Here is a 16,179-nt window from a genome sequence, read left to right as displayed (position 1 = left end):
TCAAGTCTCCAACTATTAGGGGTGAAATGGGGAAACACTTCCCAGTCGAGACTGACAAACGCTTATCGAGTGACCAATCGATGTAATGAGTCACTAGACTGTTGAATCAAGCTCGGCAGTTGTGACTTGATTTTTTGATATGCGACAATGGGATGATCCGCCTTTTCAAGATCTAAACACATATCATATAAAGCGAGCAAGCCTAAGCTTCCTGAAGAACCTTTCAACTTGTGTGCTAGCGCCTTCAGTTGGTTTGGGTCCCGATTATTTTCCGCTTCCTGCATAAGCTGCAATATATCTTTCGCCATCTCATCAAATATGTCGATAATTTCTTTCATTTTGGATTGCCCTAAAATCGATATATCTTGCTCGATTGTTTTGGCATTAACAATATGAGTTTCATCGTCTTGATTTTGTTCAGGCGGGTCAAAAGCTGGTTGATTTGAGCCTGACTCGGTCAAGCTTTTTTGCAGCATGTCGGATAATGCGTCTTTATCAAGAGGCTTGGGTAAAAAGCCATCAAAGCCAGCACTCAGATAGGTTTGCACTTCTTCGTTATACACATGTGCCGAAACTGCAATCATCTTCGCTACGCTGTCACTTTTAATACGTTTTAACGTGGTGAGAAGGTCCATTCCATTACAATCGGGAAGGTTAATATCAATCAATGCAATGTCGTAATGGTTCTTACCATACAGTCTCTTCGCCGATTCTCCATCATGGGCGGTATCAACCGTATGACCTAAACTTTCCAAAAAGCCCTCTGCAACCATACTGTTGACAGGGTTATCTTCAATAAGCAGTACTCGTGCTAGTTGAACCGTCTCAGAAGGCCGATACTTGGAAGAATGTTGGCTTCCCTCTGGTAGGCAAAGGCTGAAACTAAACCGACTGCCCGAACCTATTTTAGACTCTAGTCGTAGCTCACCACCCATTGCCTGAACAATCCGCTTACTGATAGCCAATCCCAGCCCAGTTCCTCCCATACTCTGAATACCTCCCGATGCTTGTGTAAAGGCATCAAACAGGTTCTCCTGCTCATTTTCTTCAATACCTATTCCGGTATCCGACACGACAAAGTGTGTATTCTCTGGTTGAAATGGATCCGGTGAGACACTAATAGTGACATGTCCAGCGTCGGTGAATTTGACCGCGTTGCCGACTAAGTTCGTTAGTACTTGGCTTATACGGGTCACATCGCCAAGCAAATATGGCGAAACCCTACTGTCAATAGAAACGCGAATTTCAATACGTTTTTCTTTCGCCTTACTATCGAGTAACTGCTTAACCTCTCGAACTGTCTCATAAATTCCAAAATCTACCGGCCTTATTTCTAAAAAGCCAGCTTCGATTTTTGAGTAATCTAACACATCATTTAAGATTGCTAATAAGGTTGAACCACTACGATTAATTACATCGATAAAGTGATTTTGTTTAGAGTTAAGCCCTGTATCTTTGAGCAGCCGAGCGGTTCCTAATACACCATTCAAGGGAGTTCGAATTTCGTGGCTCATGGTGGCAAGAAAGGTTGATTTTGCACGATTAGCTTTCTCTGCGGTCGCTCTTGCGAGTTCATGGTTGATCACTTCTTGGTTAAGCTTTTCATTGCTCTCTTCAAGTTGACGTGTTCTCTCGGCGACAAGTTCCTCGAGATGCCCTTTGTGCTTCTCCAATTCTCGCTTGGCTTGTGCTTCACTTTCTGCGACCAATTTAAGTGACTTAGCAGTATCTCTCGCATTGACTATGGCTTTTCCCATATCAGCGAGTTCGTCGTTACCTTCTACGTTAATATCTATGTTTAACTGACCATTGGCAACAGACAACAATGCCGTTGAGTACTCGGCTAAACGCTTTACCACTGAAACATAAACAAGTTGCCAAAGAATCACAGCAACGATCACCATCCCCATTAGGGTAATGAAAGCCAAACTAAACTGTGAATATTGAAGCGTTGTGTGTAATGTTGTGACTGCATCGGTCGTGGCCATGTTAGATTCGTCAATCAGTTTAGCAACAGTTGCATTTAGATCTGTTAATTGAACTAAGGTGTTACGCAATAGCATTTGAGCTGTATATTCGCTTTGGTAGCGCTCAACCAACAAATCAAACACGACACTTCCATGGTCTAACTCTGTTAAAAGCTGCTTCATTTGGATAGAACGAGTGGGATCTTCAATCGTTTGTATACGACGTTTCATGATCTCAAGGTTGGTTTTAAACGCTTCTTTAATGCTGTTTATTCGATCGATGTTAGAAGTGGTTCTTGTTTCTTCAATGTGGTTGAGTAATTTAAAGGCCAGTAAATGCAGCTCATGTAAACGCTCAGCGCGATCTAGGTCAACTTCGACCAAAGTATCTAGTGCTTGATAGACTTTATCTGTATTTTTGTTATCCAACAGATTATATATTTGGGTAACATTCGCTACAGCGTTTGTGCTGGTATTTGCTACTTGCGTCCCTGTCAGCACCTCTAGCTCAGACGCTTGTTGTCGAAGTGACCCTGTAATACTAGATAACTGTTTCTCGAGAAACAGCTTTTTCTCGACCACAAGTCCAAGCTCAGCCAATGTATTAATCACGGTTTGCAACTCATCTTCTAATTGGGTTAACAAGTTAGAATCAAATGAATCCGATCCGAGTTGTTTAATATGTGAGAGTAACTTTTCTAACTGAGAAAATAGAACTTTTCCAGATTGCTGTCGCTCTGCTTCCGTCTTTGCACTCGAGAGCGTTTGAATAGAAGATATAATGCGAGCGCTGAGCTCAGAGACTTGTCTGGCCTCTATCATGGAGGGAATGGCTAAGTTAACCACTTGTCGCTCTGTTCTGGCAACTGACGAAAAGCCAACTACCCCAATCGCTGAAGAGATCATCACTAAGGTTGCCATCGCGACAAACGCAAACAGTAATTTTCGACCAATACTGGCCTTTTCTAATAACATTTCGCAGTTACTCTTCTGTGGGTGTTGACAATAGGTTATATTCTGCAATGTTTATGGACTTATTCGCAACGGTGTACCTCATGCTTTCAGCCTTAAACCTTAAACATTCTTCGATAGCCATGTTTCTAGTCAGCTGCTTTTTGACAGGAAATGTAGCTGCATCGACAAAGCCGTTAAAGCTATGCGCTCTATATCCACACCTGAAAGACTCGTATTGGTTATCCGTAAATTATGGCATGGTTGATGAGGCGGCACGATTAAGCATCGCCCTCAAAGTTTTCGAGGCTGGAGGATACCCTAACAAACAAAAACAACAAGCTCAGCTAGAAAAATGCCATGAATGGAATGCAGACGCCATTATTTTAGGTACGGTAAGTCCCGATCTTTATTTGAACAAAATACATCAGCTAGTAGGCAACACACCTGTTTTCGCCAGTGTTAACGCACTGACTCTCGACCCAAAATCTCACCAGCTTAAAGGCCAAGTAGGCGTCGATTGGTATTGGATGGGCTATTATGTGGGACAGTACCTCAAAGATAAACATCCCAAGAGCTCAGGACAAGCTAATGTCGCACTATTACTAGGCCCGAAGGCAAGCGGAGGCACTGCTCCCGTACTCCAGGGTTTCATTAATGCGGTTCAAGATAGTGATATTCACATTATTCAATCCTACTGGGCTGACAACGACAAGGAGTTACAACGTAACTTAGTCCAGCAAATCATCGAGCGAGATGACATAGACTATATCGTAGGAAGCGCAGTTGCGATTGAAGCTGCGATCAGTGAATTACGAATTGCAAATAAGTCTGGTGAAATTGGTCTTATCGCTACTTACTTAAGCCATGGGGTTTATCGCGGTTTACTTCGTAATCGAGTCGAGTTCGCTCCCACGGACAAAATGGTGCAGCAAGGGCGGATGTCGGTTCAACAGGCAGTCAATTATCTTCGCGGATTACCCTATCAATCCAAGCAAACTCCTGTTATTGAACCGCTAACGCCCGAAAAGCTTAATCCAAATGTGATATCTCAATCTTTGTCACCGTCAGAGTATCGCCCTACCTTTCATGTTAATAACTAGGACAAAACCGATGAAAAAAACCAAACGTACGATGTCAAAAAGCAAACATATCGCTCTTGTCGCTCATGATAACTACAAACCAGAGCTACTGCGATGGGTCTTGGAACATAAGACAAAGCTACAAAGTCACACTTTGTATGCCACAGGCACAACGGGAACAATTCTGAATAGAGAAACGGGCCTCAAGATAACAAGTATGATTTCTGGTCCTATGGGAGGCGATCAGCAACTAGGAGCACTTATTTCTGAAGGTAAGATAGATATACTGATCTTTTTTTGGGATCCACTTAATGCCGTTCCGCATGATCCCGACGTCAAAGCACTATTAAGAATAGCAAGTGTTTGGAATATCCCGGTTGCGGCCAACCGAGCTACTGCAAATTTTCTTGTTGCTTCAGATTTGATCGAATCTGAGGTCAGTATAGAAATTCCAGATTATCAAGCCTACCTTGCTGAAAGACTTTGATTAATGCAGCGCTGGCGGTTAATTTGATTCAACAAAGATATGGGCGTACTTATGAGCTGCGACCGCAGAGTGGTTTAGCAAAGTGGAGAGAAAAGCCGTTGAATCGTCGGAGTTTGTAACAATATCAGATATCAAGATAGAATCGTCTTTTATTGTTACAACCGCTGCTGCCGAAGGCTCACCTTGATGGAAGCCGACATATAAGTCACAAGGTTCAGAAAAGATTATCTGGCTCAAAAATTCAATCACCAAGGCTTGATCTTGTTCGCTATTCCAGCGCTTAGCTTGTAATAACGAAAACATGACAGTTAATCGGTGAAAATCCACTTTATAAATGTCGTCCTCAGCAAATTCTGCATTTGCAGTCGGCAACGTTTTTATTTGACTACAAGAACGAGAATGAGCCGCAGATAAATACAGCTCTCGTCCCAACAGGCTCTCTTGGGTAGGAAAATCGACTTCTACTTGCTGGCTGAACCAATGATTTTTGATTTCAAGAAGTTCATTTGGACTTTGGTCCATATTTCAAGCCTTATGGGAAAACATGGAGCAAGCTTATAGACAACGACATGACGTCACAAGTATTTTTAACCATCCACTCAAGTTCCATCTAGAATATTTGGGTTCAACCTGTTTTAATTTGCCTAACCAAATGAAAAAGTGACAGATAAAATCATGTTAAGGAAAATAGCCGCGGTAACTATGCTCTCTCTTGGACTCACTGCTTGCGATAACAACGAGGTTGGCGATGTGTCTTTGGGTTTGTTTACGTTAAAAGATATCAAAATCGAAAATTTAAAAGATGATGTGGTAACCGGCGTAACCTGCCATATCGCCTCGGTGGAAGCCGACTTTAGCTTAGCTGATCCAAGTGATAGCTCTATTTCATGTCGTCAAACTGGAGATATAACACCAGAAATGATCGCTAAAATAGATAAGAGTAAGTCGGGCGAAGTCGTGTTTAGAAAGTCAAAAAGTATCTTCTTTAAGTCTATGAAAGTTAGACGAATTTATGATGCAGAAAATCAAACTTTACTCTATTTATCCTATACAACAAAAGAAACAGAAGGTAGCTTCAAACATAGTTTATCAACGGTTCCACTCTGGGGGACGAAAGCATATTCTACAGCGGTTGTAACCAAATAGTAGAAAGGGCCAGTGTATGAGAAATTGGCCCTATTTCCTGTAAATAAAATGGAAGCAATCCTATTATAATGTGATATGATGCGCGAAAATTTCTAACCCTGTTCAAAAGATGAAATTTCCTGGACAACGTAAATCGAAGCACTACTTCCCTACTCACGCAAGAGATCCACTTGTCAACCAAATGAAGCAGACACCCAAGCTTTTTAGACCGATCATTGTCGGTGTTGGTCAGACAATCGTTGATATTGAAGCAAGAGTTGATGACGACTTCTTGGCAAAATATGATTTGAGTAAAGGTCATTCTTTAGTCGTTGAAGAGAGTACGGCAGACGAATTGTATGCTGAGCTGGTTAATCGAGAGCTGATCACACATCAATACCCCGGAGACACTATCGGTAATACATTACATAATTACTCTGTGCTTGCGGATAGTAAATCTGTCTTACTCGGTGTTATGTCTAAGAATATCGAAGTTGGCTCGTTTGCTTATCGCTATTTATGTAGAACATCATCAAGAATGAACCTCAATCATTTGCAAATGGTGGAAGGTGCTATCGGGCGTTGTTACACCCTAATCTCTAAAGATGGTGAGCGAACCTTTGCGATAAACGAAGGGCATATGAATAAGCTCCGTCCGGATAGTATTCCTGAAGATGTATTCGATAAAGCCTCCGCACTTATCGTTTCGTCCTATTTGATGCGCGGTAAACCCGAAGATCCAATGCCTAAAGCCGTAGCCAGAGCGATAGAAATTGCGAAGTCTAAAAATGTCCCGGTGGTTTTAACTTTAGGGACAAAATGGGTCATTGAGGGTAATGCAGAATGGTGGCAAGACTACATCAAAGAAAATATTTCGATTGTTGCGATGAATGAAGAGGAAGGAGAAGCACTTACTGGTGAGAAAGACCCTCTTCTGGCTGCCGACAAAGCTCTTGAATGGGTTGATCTTGTGCTATGTACCGCAGGTCCTGTAGGTTTATACATGGCAGGTTACACGGAAGATTCGGTTAAACGAACAACAGAGCTTCCATTACTTCCTGGCAATATTGCTGAATTTAATAAATATGAATTTAGCCGCGCTATGCGCAAAGACGATTGCACTACACCTATCAAAGTATACTCTCATATCGGTCCATACTTAGGCGGCCCGCTTGAGATAAAAAATACCAACGGCGCAGGAGATGCGGCACTGTCGGCACTTTTGCATGATATGGCGGCCAATAGTCATCACCACATGAATGTACCTAATTCATCTAAACACGATCATCCCTACCTGACTTATTCTTCTCTATCGCAGATTTGCAAGTATGCAAACCGTGTAAGCTATGAAGTATTAACCCAGCATTCCCCTCGTTTATCAAGAGCTTTGCCTGAAAGGGAAGACAGTCTAGAAGAAACTTACTGGGATCGTTAATCTATTTATAGAGAGCAGCTCTTAACTGCTCTCTTGCCAAACTAAGCTCCCTCTCATTGCTCCCTACCTAGACTAAACCTCTATTTTCGTCACTTATACCAAGTCTAAAAAGACGATATATCATAGCCTTACAAAAAAGCATTCCGATATGGCATATCCTAAGAGTGCATAATTGATATATCTATAATTAACAACTATTCTTCAAAGAGTTGCTAATCAGCCGATCAAACCAATAACTTAGGTAGTCACATGAATATTAAGAATAAACTATATTCATTAGGTGCAGTCGCCGTTGTAGGAGTTGCCTCATTGCTCTTGACGACCTCACATTTTGCTCAAACTTCTGAGCAGCTTAATCAAGCGACCTTACTTGTCGCGAAGCTCGAAATTCGCCTCCTTAACTTAAGACGTAACGAAAAAGACTTCCTCTTACGAAAGGATATGAAGTATCTCGGTAAGTTTGATAAGAACATGGATATTTTCCTCGGCTTGGAGTCTGAATTATCACCCGTATTAGACGACAATGACCTGCCCTCCAGCGCTTCAGTTCGCGATGGTATACTCAAATATCAAACGGGATTTACTAACTTGGTCAATGGTTATGCCACATTGGGATTAAAATCCGAAGAAAAATTGCGTGGTAAGTACAATTCTGCACTGTCTAATATCAAGTCGTCACTGTCGAGTGATCAGCTTGTAAGCCTTGCAGAATTTGACTCGGGCGTAGCAAAAGGTGAACTAAAAGAAAGCCTGTTACCTTACAACTCAAGCCAAGTACTCTCGGCAGCTAAAGACGTAGTCGCGCAGATGAAAGTTATTGGCCTCAAGTATAACGAAGGGCTTTTAGGCGAAACTAGGGGCTTATCGCACAACGTTGAAAAGCAATTTAAAACATTCGCTGCGGCATTAGCCGAGCAAAGTGAGACTACTCGAAAAAGCCTAGACGCCATCAAACAAGGCGTAAGCCTCGCGGTGATGATATTCATTTTGGTGTTTATTTGGCAGATATCTCGCTCAATCAACCAACAAGTTTCAGCCTTGCTTGGTATAATACAAGAGATTGCTCAATCAAATAATGTATCCCTTCGTTCCCAGCTCAAAGGCAACAACGAGCTAGTTTCTATTGGTACTTACTTCAATCGCCTATTAGATAAGTTAGAAGATCTGATATCAGGTACACAGGCTAAGTCATCAGAACTTTCTAGTAGCACACAAAGTATGCACGATGAACTACAAGGTGTGATTGAACAGTTCCACATACAAGCGGATCACACCTCAACAATGGCTACATCTGTTCAGGAGATGGTTTCGACTATCAACGAAATTTCTGAAAGTACAGCGGTGGCGGTAGAAGGCGTTCAGCAAGCGACAATCAATGCACAAAGTGGTCGTTCGGTGGTTGAAGAAACCGTAAAAAATATTGGTGAGCTGTCACAAATCCTCTCTGACAGCCAAGGCTCCATCAGCTCACTTAATGACCATGTAGACAAGATTGGTGATGCAGTAAATATTATCCAAGGCATTGCTGAACAAACCAACCTACTCGCCTTAAACGCGGCTATCGAAGCTGCTCGTGCAGGTGAGCAAGGTCGCGGGTTTGCTGTTGTGGCAGATGAAGTACGAGCTTTGGCGAGTCGAACGCATCAATCGACCGAGGAAATCACCAAAGTCGTGACCGATATCCAGACTCAAATGGCGACAGTTGTCACCAACATAGACCAATGTAACGAACAAGGTCAGCAAACCTTAACGGCCTCTGAAACATTGGACGACAGTCTCGGTCAAATCATAACGGATATGACCAACATCCAAGCCAACTCAGAGCGTATCGCTTCTGCAATTGAAGAGCAAGGCAGTGTTATGAATCAAGTAAGCGACAGCATTACTGAGCTAAATACAATCTCAGAGGGTAATATGCAATCTGCTCAGAATTGTCTTGAAGAAGTTGACAAAGTATCCAATCAAGCTGGAGATATGGACCAAGCAGTCGCTGAGTTCCAAACTTCAAAATAGTTAACTGCCGTCTATATAAAGCGCTTCACTCGTGAAGCGCTTTTTTGTTGCAGTAAGTAAACATTGTTATATCAAGACGATTGTAATGACTTAATTGATTGACCTTTAAGCTCAAAGTGAGATTTTAAGTGATCGATGACAATCCTCACTTTTTTGGGTAATACCCTACTGGCAGTAAGAATCTGCACTTCAACAGAAGGCCAAAGGATATCTTCTAAAAGCGTAACAAGCTGACCAGATTTCAATGCATCATTAACAAAACATCGTGGTAAAATGGTGACTCCCTGATGAGCAATCGCAAAGGAACGGCACACCATAATATTATTGCTTTCAATTTTAGTGTTGAATTTTAGAGGTTTAGAATCTTTCAGCATCTCATTAATTCTGCTTTCCATCGCACACGCTGTACCCGTAAGCCAACAATGCTCCACTAAATCTTCTATATTACTTGGTATTCCGTGTTGCTCTAAATATTTGGGGGAAGCGACTAATACGGTTTCCAGCTGACCAACGGGTCGATACACTAAGTTACTGTCTTTCAGCTTTCCAACTCTGATGGCAATATCGATACCATCATTGATGGTATTTCTTAACTCATCATCAGCAATAATATGAAAACTCAGTTGCGGGTATTTTGGCGTAAAGTCCTCAAGCGCTCGTGCAAGAACAGCCTGAGCCATGCCGTTACTGGCAGTGATTTTAATGCTCCCAGACATGTGCTCCTTGCAATCGGTAATCGTCTGTTTGAATTGGCAAAAATGATCATGCATTTTTTGGTATTCACTGACCAACACCCTGCCTGCCTCACTCAAAGAAAAACCACGAGTCGAACGGTAAATTAATGTCACACCTAAAGATTCCTCTAATATAGATATATTCTGACTAATCGCTGATGGTGACATCCCTAGGCGCTTTGATGCAGCAGTCATGCTCTCAGATTCTGCAACAACAGAAAATATGCAGTAACGTTTCATGTTTTCCATAGGCTTCCTCTACTGACAAATATTATCTCAGTATTTTTAACTCACTTCTTAAAGTCATGGAAATATACAGCATATTTATGAGTTTTATTATATGCACAAAAAAACATAATCATAATAAATACAAGCTCATCGACTTTATAAAATAAAAAAATCTACTATTTTCATGCAATTACAACATATATGATAATTTTTCATTCATAACTATTTTATTTTTTGCTTTGAAATAAAAGTGTAATATTTTATTTCTTATTAATTACCATCGATTGAAAACAAAACTTTAATCAACATAAATAATTGATTTTAAATGGTTACTTGGGATTTCATTTTATGAATGCATCATAGAAGCCAAAACGACCGTAGTCTGATTGGATATTCCTTCTGATTATTTTAGTGGGCCACGCTATGAGAAATATGAATACCTTATTATTAGCTAAATTAATAGTGTTTTGATTTTTAGTTAAAAGTAAACATCATTAACAAAAGGTTAATAATGTTTTAAGGAGTATATGATTGATGATTTATTTTGAATTTAATCAATAGCGTTTAATAAAATTAGAGAATTACGCATAAAAATAAAATTTTGCGAGAAAATACTTATCAACAACAAACATGGTGATGCTTATATAAACGGAAAACGGTTCGATAAAATAGTAGCATCGAAAGTAAAAGAAGTAGAAACCGGGCTAAGAAAAATGCCGCGTTTTCAAGGAAAAGTGTATCGCGGAACTTTGACAAAAACAGGTCTGATTGACCAGTTAAACGTGGGCGATCTCGTCTATGACCTGGGCTTTATGTCTACATCCGTTTTACCTGAGGTAGCGATGGGATTTGCTGAAGATACAGAAACAACAATTGGTCACAGCAGTACCTTACTAGAAATTGATTTAACCGCTAATGGGTATTCTGTTCCAGCTATCGCGGTCACACCTAGAGAGGCTGAAGTTATTGTGTCACCCAAAACCTATATGAAAGTACAAGCGATCGCTACTCAAGGAAGTAGAAAGCTAATTGCTCTGGAAACGATTGACTCAATCGAAGGTCATACTCAAGCATTCAATCTATATACGTCAGAGCCAGAGGCTATTCAGTTTGTAGAGTCTTCATCAGATGCTTTACATCTTACCTGTCCATTCGTCATATAAAAAATACAAAAATCTCACGTGAATCGAGAAGTATATTTCAAAATGTGCAGCCCTCACATAGTCTGCACATTTTGATAACAAAAAATCTGACCGAATTATGGTATATATGTCCGACTAACGTAAGTTTGGAAAAATTATGAAAAAGCATTGGAGCATTCTCGTTCTCACGTCTGCTATTAGTCTTTGCAGTCACGCCGCAACACCACCATCTACACAAGACTTGATTGCTGGTTCAGAGCAGATTAAAACTACGTATCAACAACACTTGCTTTCTCTGCCTCCATTTAAACTTGGCCATTACGCTATTCGCATGTATCGTCAGACAGGCGATAGCAGTTATCAGACGGGAATTTGGGTTGATACTGCTCGTGTAGCCAGTAACCTAAACCGAATCGCCAATGAGTTATATAGCCCCTCTCTAATTGATCAAGCTTCTAAGAATATCGATAAACGCTACCAAAACTCCGATCCAATAAAAGAATCATTAAGAAAAAAAACACTCCAACAATACCCAGAATATATAGAGCTTGCTGTTAATCTTATTGGCTCAATGGCGCGCGCGGATGAGTTAGGACTCAAACATATTCAAGATGACAGATTACGTGCGCTACTCAACCAGTATGATTTCAAAAACTATGCGACAGACCCAGATATGATCAAAGCATGGGCCGCCCAACTGTCTAATCAGGTTTATTGGCTTAAACAGCTGGGTGTCCAAGATATCGTTGATGAGTATATCTCAGCTTTTAAGAAGACTTACCCTGATCATCTTGATGCTCAGCTAACGGATCAACAATACGCCAATAAAATTTATGGCCTGACGCATATTATTATCGCTGCATCTGGCTATTATCAGCATTCTATTAACGAGAAAGACTATCAGTGGGTTTATGACTATTTTCGCAGCAACATAGACACCATTATTGCGAGAACAAAAGAAGATGTGATTGCAGAATCAGGTATAGTGTTTTTATTAGCAGGTCTAAATGACGACCCTGCACTGATTAAAACACAGCGCCATATTTTAAACAGCATCGACCCCAAACATAATATGATACTCAGTACCACCGGAAGCGCAGATATTAGTATAGGAGAGCATCGTAACGTTCTTTCAGCGATCCTTTTAAATTGGCAGGGGACCAATAGCTCAGTAAATATACAGCAGAGCCCTCACCTCTTTCCAACCTTACCTTATGGTTTGATTGCAAAGTAGCAAGAAGGTGTAACGTCAACTGATTCAGAAAATCCGGCATGTTTACAAGGGAAACTCTATTGAGGTGTGTGTCCTTGTAAATACTGTTCTAAGTAAAAAGGCCTCACATGTTGCGAGGCCTTGGGGTTTAGTTCAGCACACTATGTAGATTTAGTGTGTGTCCATTTTAACTTTTGATGGCATCCAGATTAATTAGTCCTTTAAATTCAACTGCATACCAACTTACACATACTAGATAATCAGTATTACTATCCGAGACAAAATATTCCATACCAAAAGCATTACAAGCCGTTTAACCAAAATGTTCTATTTTATGTAATCCATTAACTTACGGAGATTTGCTTTAAAATAAATTACGGGTTGGTCTTTTCTTTGTGAATTACAAACTCTCCTTTACCAACGGGGATATGGCATGTCGTATAGCCATGCTGCTGATTAAAAAAGTCTATTAGATCCTTTAACTCATCGTAGTGGGAAGATGCGTTATCACAGATAATCATTCCACCAGGCTTCGTTAGTCTTAGTATATCTTGTAAAATACACATATAGATACTTCTGTCTGTATCCAGAAAAACAAGATCAAAATGATTTCTAATGCTAGGTAGAACCTTAGTTACTTCTCCTTCAACCAAACTTATACGATCATCCAGCTTCGCACTTTTGAAATTTTCTTTTGCCTCCTTGACTTTGACAGGGTCATATTCAATTGTGGTGACTTTTCCTGATCCGTTAAGTGCTTGAGCAAGCCAAATTGTTGAATAGCCGTTTGACGTTCCTAATTCAAGTATATTCTTTGCTGAGATAGATTTCACCATAACAGAAAGGAACTCTCCAGTATCATGGGTGATGTTAAGGTACTTCCTATTCTTTTCCGTCACTAGACTATCGTTTTCAATGCCTTTGGCAGCAAGTGACTCTAGTAGCTTTCTGATTTCATTCATAATGTCTCTCTATAAAACAATATTTTTAAAAACAATAAATAGACCAAGTAGCAATAAGGACAAAAAAACACCTTTTGGAATACCTGAATGGATAAGCGTTTCCTTACTTTTGCACCTATGTACATACCAGAGACTGCTGGAATCAAAGCGACTAGGGATAGAGCCCCTGAAGTGATAGTTAGCTTATCTTGTAAATATAATCCAATACTCAAGCCAGCAGATGAGAAAGTAAACAGTATACCCATCGCCTGAACTAATTGCTCTTTGGACAAGCCTGATGATTGAAGGTAAAAAACACCGGGAACAGCAGAGGAGCCCGTCAAACCAGTGAAAACCCCATTACATGAACCCATCATAGCACCAAAAAACCCTTGCCACCGTTGCTGTATTTCAAATTGAAAGTTAGCAAGTCCCGCGATCGCATAGATCGTGAGTAACATTTACATTTGGTGAAAATGGTGGATCTATCAATTATGAAAGTATATGACATGAAGTATTATAAAACTCATGCATTACTAATAGTGATTTATTAATATCGAATACCAAACTAGGTAATACCTTGAAGCAAAATATATAGCTTAAAAGTAAACGAAAAATAATAAAGCCAATGACTTATTTAGAAGATAAATATAGGTAAGCCAGATATAATACTGGATTTATGTCAACTTACTTTCAACCTGAGGTAAAAAATTTATATAGGATGAGATATAAATTTCAAAGGAGGAAAAGGTTACATTATGGTCTGGTTACAAAGGAGATGAAAAATGTCAACTCAATATTAATTTGTAGTACTTAAAGAGCAGGTTAAGCCTCGACTATCACTTAGTTGTATGTTTTCATAACGTCTTGTATTCCACGAATAAGACTAGTGTGTTATCTATATGATATATAAAATTTTATTGATTATAGGTGCTAGTTATAGAATAATGATTTCGATGCTCATGGCTAATCATCACATGTCAATTTTAAAATAAATTATTGTATGGGCTATGACAGCTAAGTATTGCTTTAGGTGAGTGTTTTGACTTATATACTTAGACTCATCACCTAAAGTATCACACCCTTAATCTCTCCATGAGAGTAGCACGAAGGTATAATATGTCAGATTATTCAAGTCTTCCCGATGAGACTTCAAAAAGATTTGTGGCCGTATTAAATAAAAAAGTAGAAATTGGGCGGTTATTTAATGCATTAGGTCACATGTCTGCAGGACTCGTCAATCAAGTTGGTGATGTTGAAAAGCTTTGTTTCTTGCAATATCAAGATAAAGATGAAGGCATACACCCATCAATATCACACTACCCTTTCATTGTGCTTAAAGCTGACAACTCGAATAAAATCAGAACAATTCGCAATGAGCTCTTAGAACGAAAAATACCATTTACTGATTTTACAGATACCATGATCATAGGGTCGTCAGAACAGCAAGTTATGGCCACGTTAGATAAAAAAGAGCAAGATCTAGAGTATTTTGGAATTTGTATGTTTGGTGAGACAGAGCATCTAAAGGAAATTACAGGCAAGTTTAGCCTTTTTAAGTAAGAAAAACTTAGAAGTTTGTGTCATTTACATCGTGAAATGACATGTGACCAAAACGTTCGCTCACTCTTCAAATTCAATACAACCTATTGAGGAGTGTGTTCCCCTAATTACCCTCAAATTCAAATCGTTACTTGAAAGTTTCTTTTACGACTGGTTAAATGCCACACCATAAAAGCACAGTTGCATATTAAGGTGTTGGTTATGACTGTATTAAAGGACGTTAATATCGGCTTGACTCCCAAATCCTGCCTATTGAGTTTGCCACAGCCAAGTTATCGCCAAGCATATAGCGATCGAACCGCTTGGCTAATGGCTACGTTTTCAGAGCTCGCATACTTACGTTTTAATCCAGCATTACCCAGCAATGTACAGAAGCTTGGCTTAAATACGGCATTAAAAAAACTTATAGATGATTCAAGCAACATAAATATGTCTGCAGCCGTATTCGCGATAGAGAGCTTGCTTTGGGATCATGAAGAAGAAAGAAAACAGCTAGTTAATGAGTTAAATACTCTAAACGGCTCTCGCCTTATACAAACCTTCAGTACTGATATAGGAACTCAAGCTATATTGGTAGAAACTCCTCACTCCTACGTATTAGCGTTTAGAGGAACTGAATCCACCAGCTTTCGCGATATCAAAACAAATATCAAAGCTACAATAACTAAATGTAAAAGCCCAGGTAACGTACATGAAGGGTTTCATAAAGCTTTTAAATCAGTGGAGAAAGAGCTTAGTACTACTCTTAATTCATTAACAAAAAATAAACCATTATTCATTACAGGGCATAGTTTAGGCGGTGCATTAGCAACAATCGCAGCGAAAAGATTAAAATTCGCTTTTGGTATAGCGGCATGCTACACATTTGGCTCACCAAAAGTTGGGGACAAAGAGTGGATTTCTACAATAAAGACACCAATTTACCGAGTTGTGAACGCTGCTGACTCTGTGACTATGTTACCACCTAATGGACTAGCAGTTGGTATTATCGGTGTGAGTATTAGCTTCATACCTTGGGTTGGCTCTAAGGTAAAAGAACTATTTTTAGAAAAATTCCGTGGATATATGCATGCTGGCAATATGCGTTACTTAACAAACTGTCGAAAAGGAGAGTATGAAGATGTTCAGTTACTTTACTCTGTTTCTCTACTGTTCAGACTCAAATCCCACCTAACCGGAAAACTCCCGTACAAAAAATTTATCTCTGATCACTCAATCAGTATTTATCGTAAAAAGCTCGAGATCGTTGCTCTAAAACGCAATCAGATCTTTTAAGCGATATCTTAAATTTAGTTTTT

14 protein-coding genes are annotated in these 16,179 nt (G+C 39.8%); 9 read left to right on the top strand and 5 right to left on the bottom strand.

From position 1 onward, the window contains the following. Nucleotides 1-62 precede the first annotated feature (62 nt). Entirely contained in the window at nt 63-2,942 is a 2,880-nt protein-coding gene (torS, locus tag MHN79_RS13305) for a TMAO reductase system sensor histidine kinase/response regulator TorS (protein ID WP_239173289.1), read from the bottom strand. Between the two features lie 119 nt (nt 2,943-3,061). Here torS and torT point away from each other — a divergent pair, with 119 nt between their 5' ends. Further along, nucleotides 3,062-4,021 (top strand): TMAO reductase system periplasmic protein TorT, encoded by a 960-nt coding sequence (torT, locus tag MHN79_RS13300; protein WP_239173313.1) that lies wholly within the window; start codon nt 3,062-3,064, stop codon nt 4,019-4,021. Nucleotides 4,022-4,031: 10 nt separating this feature from the next. Then, nucleotides 4,032-4,487, top strand: a complete 456-nt coding sequence (locus MHN79_RS13295) for a methylglyoxal synthase (protein WP_239173288.1) — start codon at nt 4,032-4,034, stop codon at nt 4,485-4,487. A gap of 18 nt (nt 4,488-4,505) precedes the next feature. Here MHN79_RS13295 and MHN79_RS13290 read toward each other — a convergent pair whose 3' ends face one another. After that, nucleotides 4,506-5,009, bottom strand: coding sequence for a flavodoxin (locus MHN79_RS13290; protein WP_239173287.1), 504 nt, complete (start codon nt 5,007-5,009; stop codon nt 4,506-4,508). Between the two features lie 153 nt (nt 5,010-5,162). Here MHN79_RS13290 and MHN79_RS13285 point away from each other — a divergent pair, with 153 nt between their 5' ends. The 3 genes from MHN79_RS13285 (at nt 5,163) to MHN79_RS13275 (ending at nt 9,060) form a co-directional block, all read left to right on the top strand. Beyond that, the gene (locus MHN79_RS13285; protein ID WP_239173286.1) at nt 5,163-5,633 is read left to right on the top strand and encodes a CreA family protein; all 471 of its coding nucleotides are present in this window, start codon (nt 5,163-5,165) and stop codon (nt 5,631-5,633) included. Between the two features lie 109 nt (nt 5,634-5,742). Next, a complete protein-coding gene (locus MHN79_RS13280) occupies nt 5,743-7,047 on the top strand; it encodes an inosine/guanosine kinase (RefSeq protein WP_160927975.1) in 1,305 nt (434 codons plus the stop codon). A gap of 249 nt (nt 7,048-7,296) precedes the next feature. Next, on the top strand, nt 7,297-9,060 hold the full coding sequence (locus MHN79_RS13275) for a methyl-accepting chemotaxis protein (protein WP_239173285.1): 1,764 nt from the start codon (nt 7,297-7,299) through the stop codon (nt 9,058-9,060). A 71-nt stretch (nt 9,061-9,131) separates the two neighbouring features. Here the strand turns inward: MHN79_RS13275 and MHN79_RS13270 are convergent, their stop codons facing one another. Continuing rightward, complete coding sequence (locus MHN79_RS13270) at nt 9,132-10,043, bottom strand: LysR family transcriptional regulator (protein WP_239173284.1); 912 nt, start codon at nt 10,041-10,043, stop codon at nt 9,132-9,134. A 692-nt stretch (nt 10,044-10,735) separates the two neighbouring features. Between MHN79_RS13270 and MHN79_RS13265 the strand changes: the two genes are divergently transcribed. Continuing rightward, nucleotides 10,736-11,185: an ADP-ribosyltransferase gene (locus MHN79_RS13265; RefSeq protein WP_239173283.1), complete on the top strand. Its 450-nt coding sequence runs from the start codon at nt 10,736-10,738 to the stop codon at nt 11,183-11,185. Nucleotides 11,186-11,321: 136 nt separating this feature from the next. Beyond that, on the top strand, nt 11,322-12,398 hold the full coding sequence (locus tag MHN79_RS13260; protein WP_239173282.1) for a DUF3541 domain-containing protein: 1,077 nt from the start codon (nt 11,322-11,324) through the stop codon (nt 12,396-12,398). Nucleotides 12,399-12,751: 353 nt separating this feature from the next. Here MHN79_RS13260 and MHN79_RS13255 read toward each other — a convergent pair whose 3' ends face one another. Beyond that, the gene (locus MHN79_RS13255; protein WP_239173281.1) at nt 12,752-13,339 is read right to left on the bottom strand and encodes an O-methyltransferase; all 588 of its coding nucleotides are present in this window, start codon (nt 13,337-13,339) and stop codon (nt 12,752-12,754) included. Next, on the bottom strand, nt 13,336-13,779 hold the full coding sequence (locus MHN79_RS13250; protein WP_239173280.1) for a sulfite exporter TauE/SafE family protein: 444 nt from the start codon (nt 13,777-13,779) through the stop codon (nt 13,336-13,338). Before MHN79_RS13250 ends, MHN79_RS13255 begins: the two co-directional genes overlap by 4 nt. Nucleotides 13,780-14,437: 658 nt before the next feature. On the opposite strand from MHN79_RS13250, the gene MHN79_RS13245 reads away from it, so the two are divergent. Both MHN79_RS13245 and MHN79_RS13240 read left to right on the top strand, forming a co-directional pair. Next, nucleotides 14,438-14,881, top strand: coding sequence for a DUF2000 domain-containing protein (locus MHN79_RS13245; protein ID WP_160927997.1), 444 nt, complete (start codon nt 14,438-14,440; stop codon nt 14,879-14,881). 201 nt (nt 14,882-15,082) lie between these two features. Further along, nucleotides 15,083-16,156 carry a lipase family protein gene (locus tag MHN79_RS13240; RefSeq protein WP_239173279.1) on the top strand — a complete coding sequence of 358 codons (1,074 nt, stop codon included), beginning with the start codon at nt 15,083-15,085 and terminating at the stop codon, nt 16,154-16,156. Nucleotides 16,157-16,179 lie beyond the last annotated feature (23 nt).

Source organism: Vibrio sp. Of14-4 (assembly GCF_022347625.1).
Lineage (GTDB): Bacteria > Pseudomonadota > Gammaproteobacteria > Enterobacterales > Vibrionaceae > Vibrio > Vibrio pristinus.
The sequence above is the reverse complement of the archived record's forward strand: the minus strand, read 5'-3'. Positions and strand labels throughout refer to the sequence as shown.

What these genes read in the sequence shown, in the direction of transcription:
- MHN79_RS13275 (WP_239173285.1), top strand. Translation starts at nt 7,297, where the DNA reads ATGAATATTAAGAATAAACTATATTCATTAGGTGCAGTCGCCGTTGTA.
- MHN79_RS13245 (WP_160927997.1), top strand. Translation starts at nt 14,438, where the DNA reads ATGTCAGATTATTCAAGTCTTCCCGATGAGACTTCAAAAAGATTTGTG.
- torT (WP_239173313.1), top strand. Translation starts at nt 3,062, where the DNA reads ATGTTTCTAGTCAGCTGCTTTTTGACAGGAAATGTAGCTGCATCGACA.
- MHN79_RS13240 (WP_239173279.1), top strand. Translation starts at nt 15,083, where the DNA reads ATGACTGTATTAAAGGACGTTAATATCGGCTTGACTCCCAAATCCTGC.
- MHN79_RS13295 (WP_239173288.1), top strand. Translation starts at nt 4,032, where the DNA reads ATGAAAAAAACCAAACGTACGATGTCAAAAAGCAAACATATCGCTCTT.
- torS (WP_239173289.1), bottom strand. Translation starts at nt 2,942, where the DNA reads ATGTTATTAGAAAAGGCCAGTATTGGTCGAAAATTACTGTTTGCGTTT.
- MHN79_RS13285 (WP_239173286.1), top strand. Translation starts at nt 5,163, where the DNA reads ATGTTAAGGAAAATAGCCGCGGTAACTATGCTCTCTCTTGGACTCACT.
- MHN79_RS13250 (WP_239173280.1), bottom strand. Translation starts at nt 13,779, where the DNA reads ATGTTACTCACGATCTATGCGATCGCGGGACTTGCTAACTTTCAATTT.
- MHN79_RS13260 (WP_239173282.1), top strand. Translation starts at nt 11,322, where the DNA reads ATGAAAAAGCATTGGAGCATTCTCGTTCTCACGTCTGCTATTAGTCTT.
- MHN79_RS13270 (WP_239173284.1), bottom strand. Translation starts at nt 10,043, where the DNA reads ATGGAAAACATGAAACGTTACTGCATATTTTCTGTTGTTGCAGAATCT.
- MHN79_RS13265 (WP_239173283.1), top strand. Translation starts at nt 10,736, where the DNA reads ATGCCGCGTTTTCAAGGAAAAGTGTATCGCGGAACTTTGACAAAAACA.
- MHN79_RS13290 (WP_239173287.1), bottom strand. Translation starts at nt 5,009, where the DNA reads ATGGACCAAAGTCCAAATGAACTTCTTGAAATCAAAAATCATTGGTTC.
- MHN79_RS13255 (WP_239173281.1), bottom strand. Translation starts at nt 13,339, where the DNA reads ATGAATGAAATCAGAAAGCTACTAGAGTCACTTGCTGCCAAAGGCATT.
- MHN79_RS13280 (WP_160927975.1), top strand. Translation starts at nt 5,743, where the DNA reads ATGAAATTTCCTGGACAACGTAAATCGAAGCACTACTTCCCTACTCAC.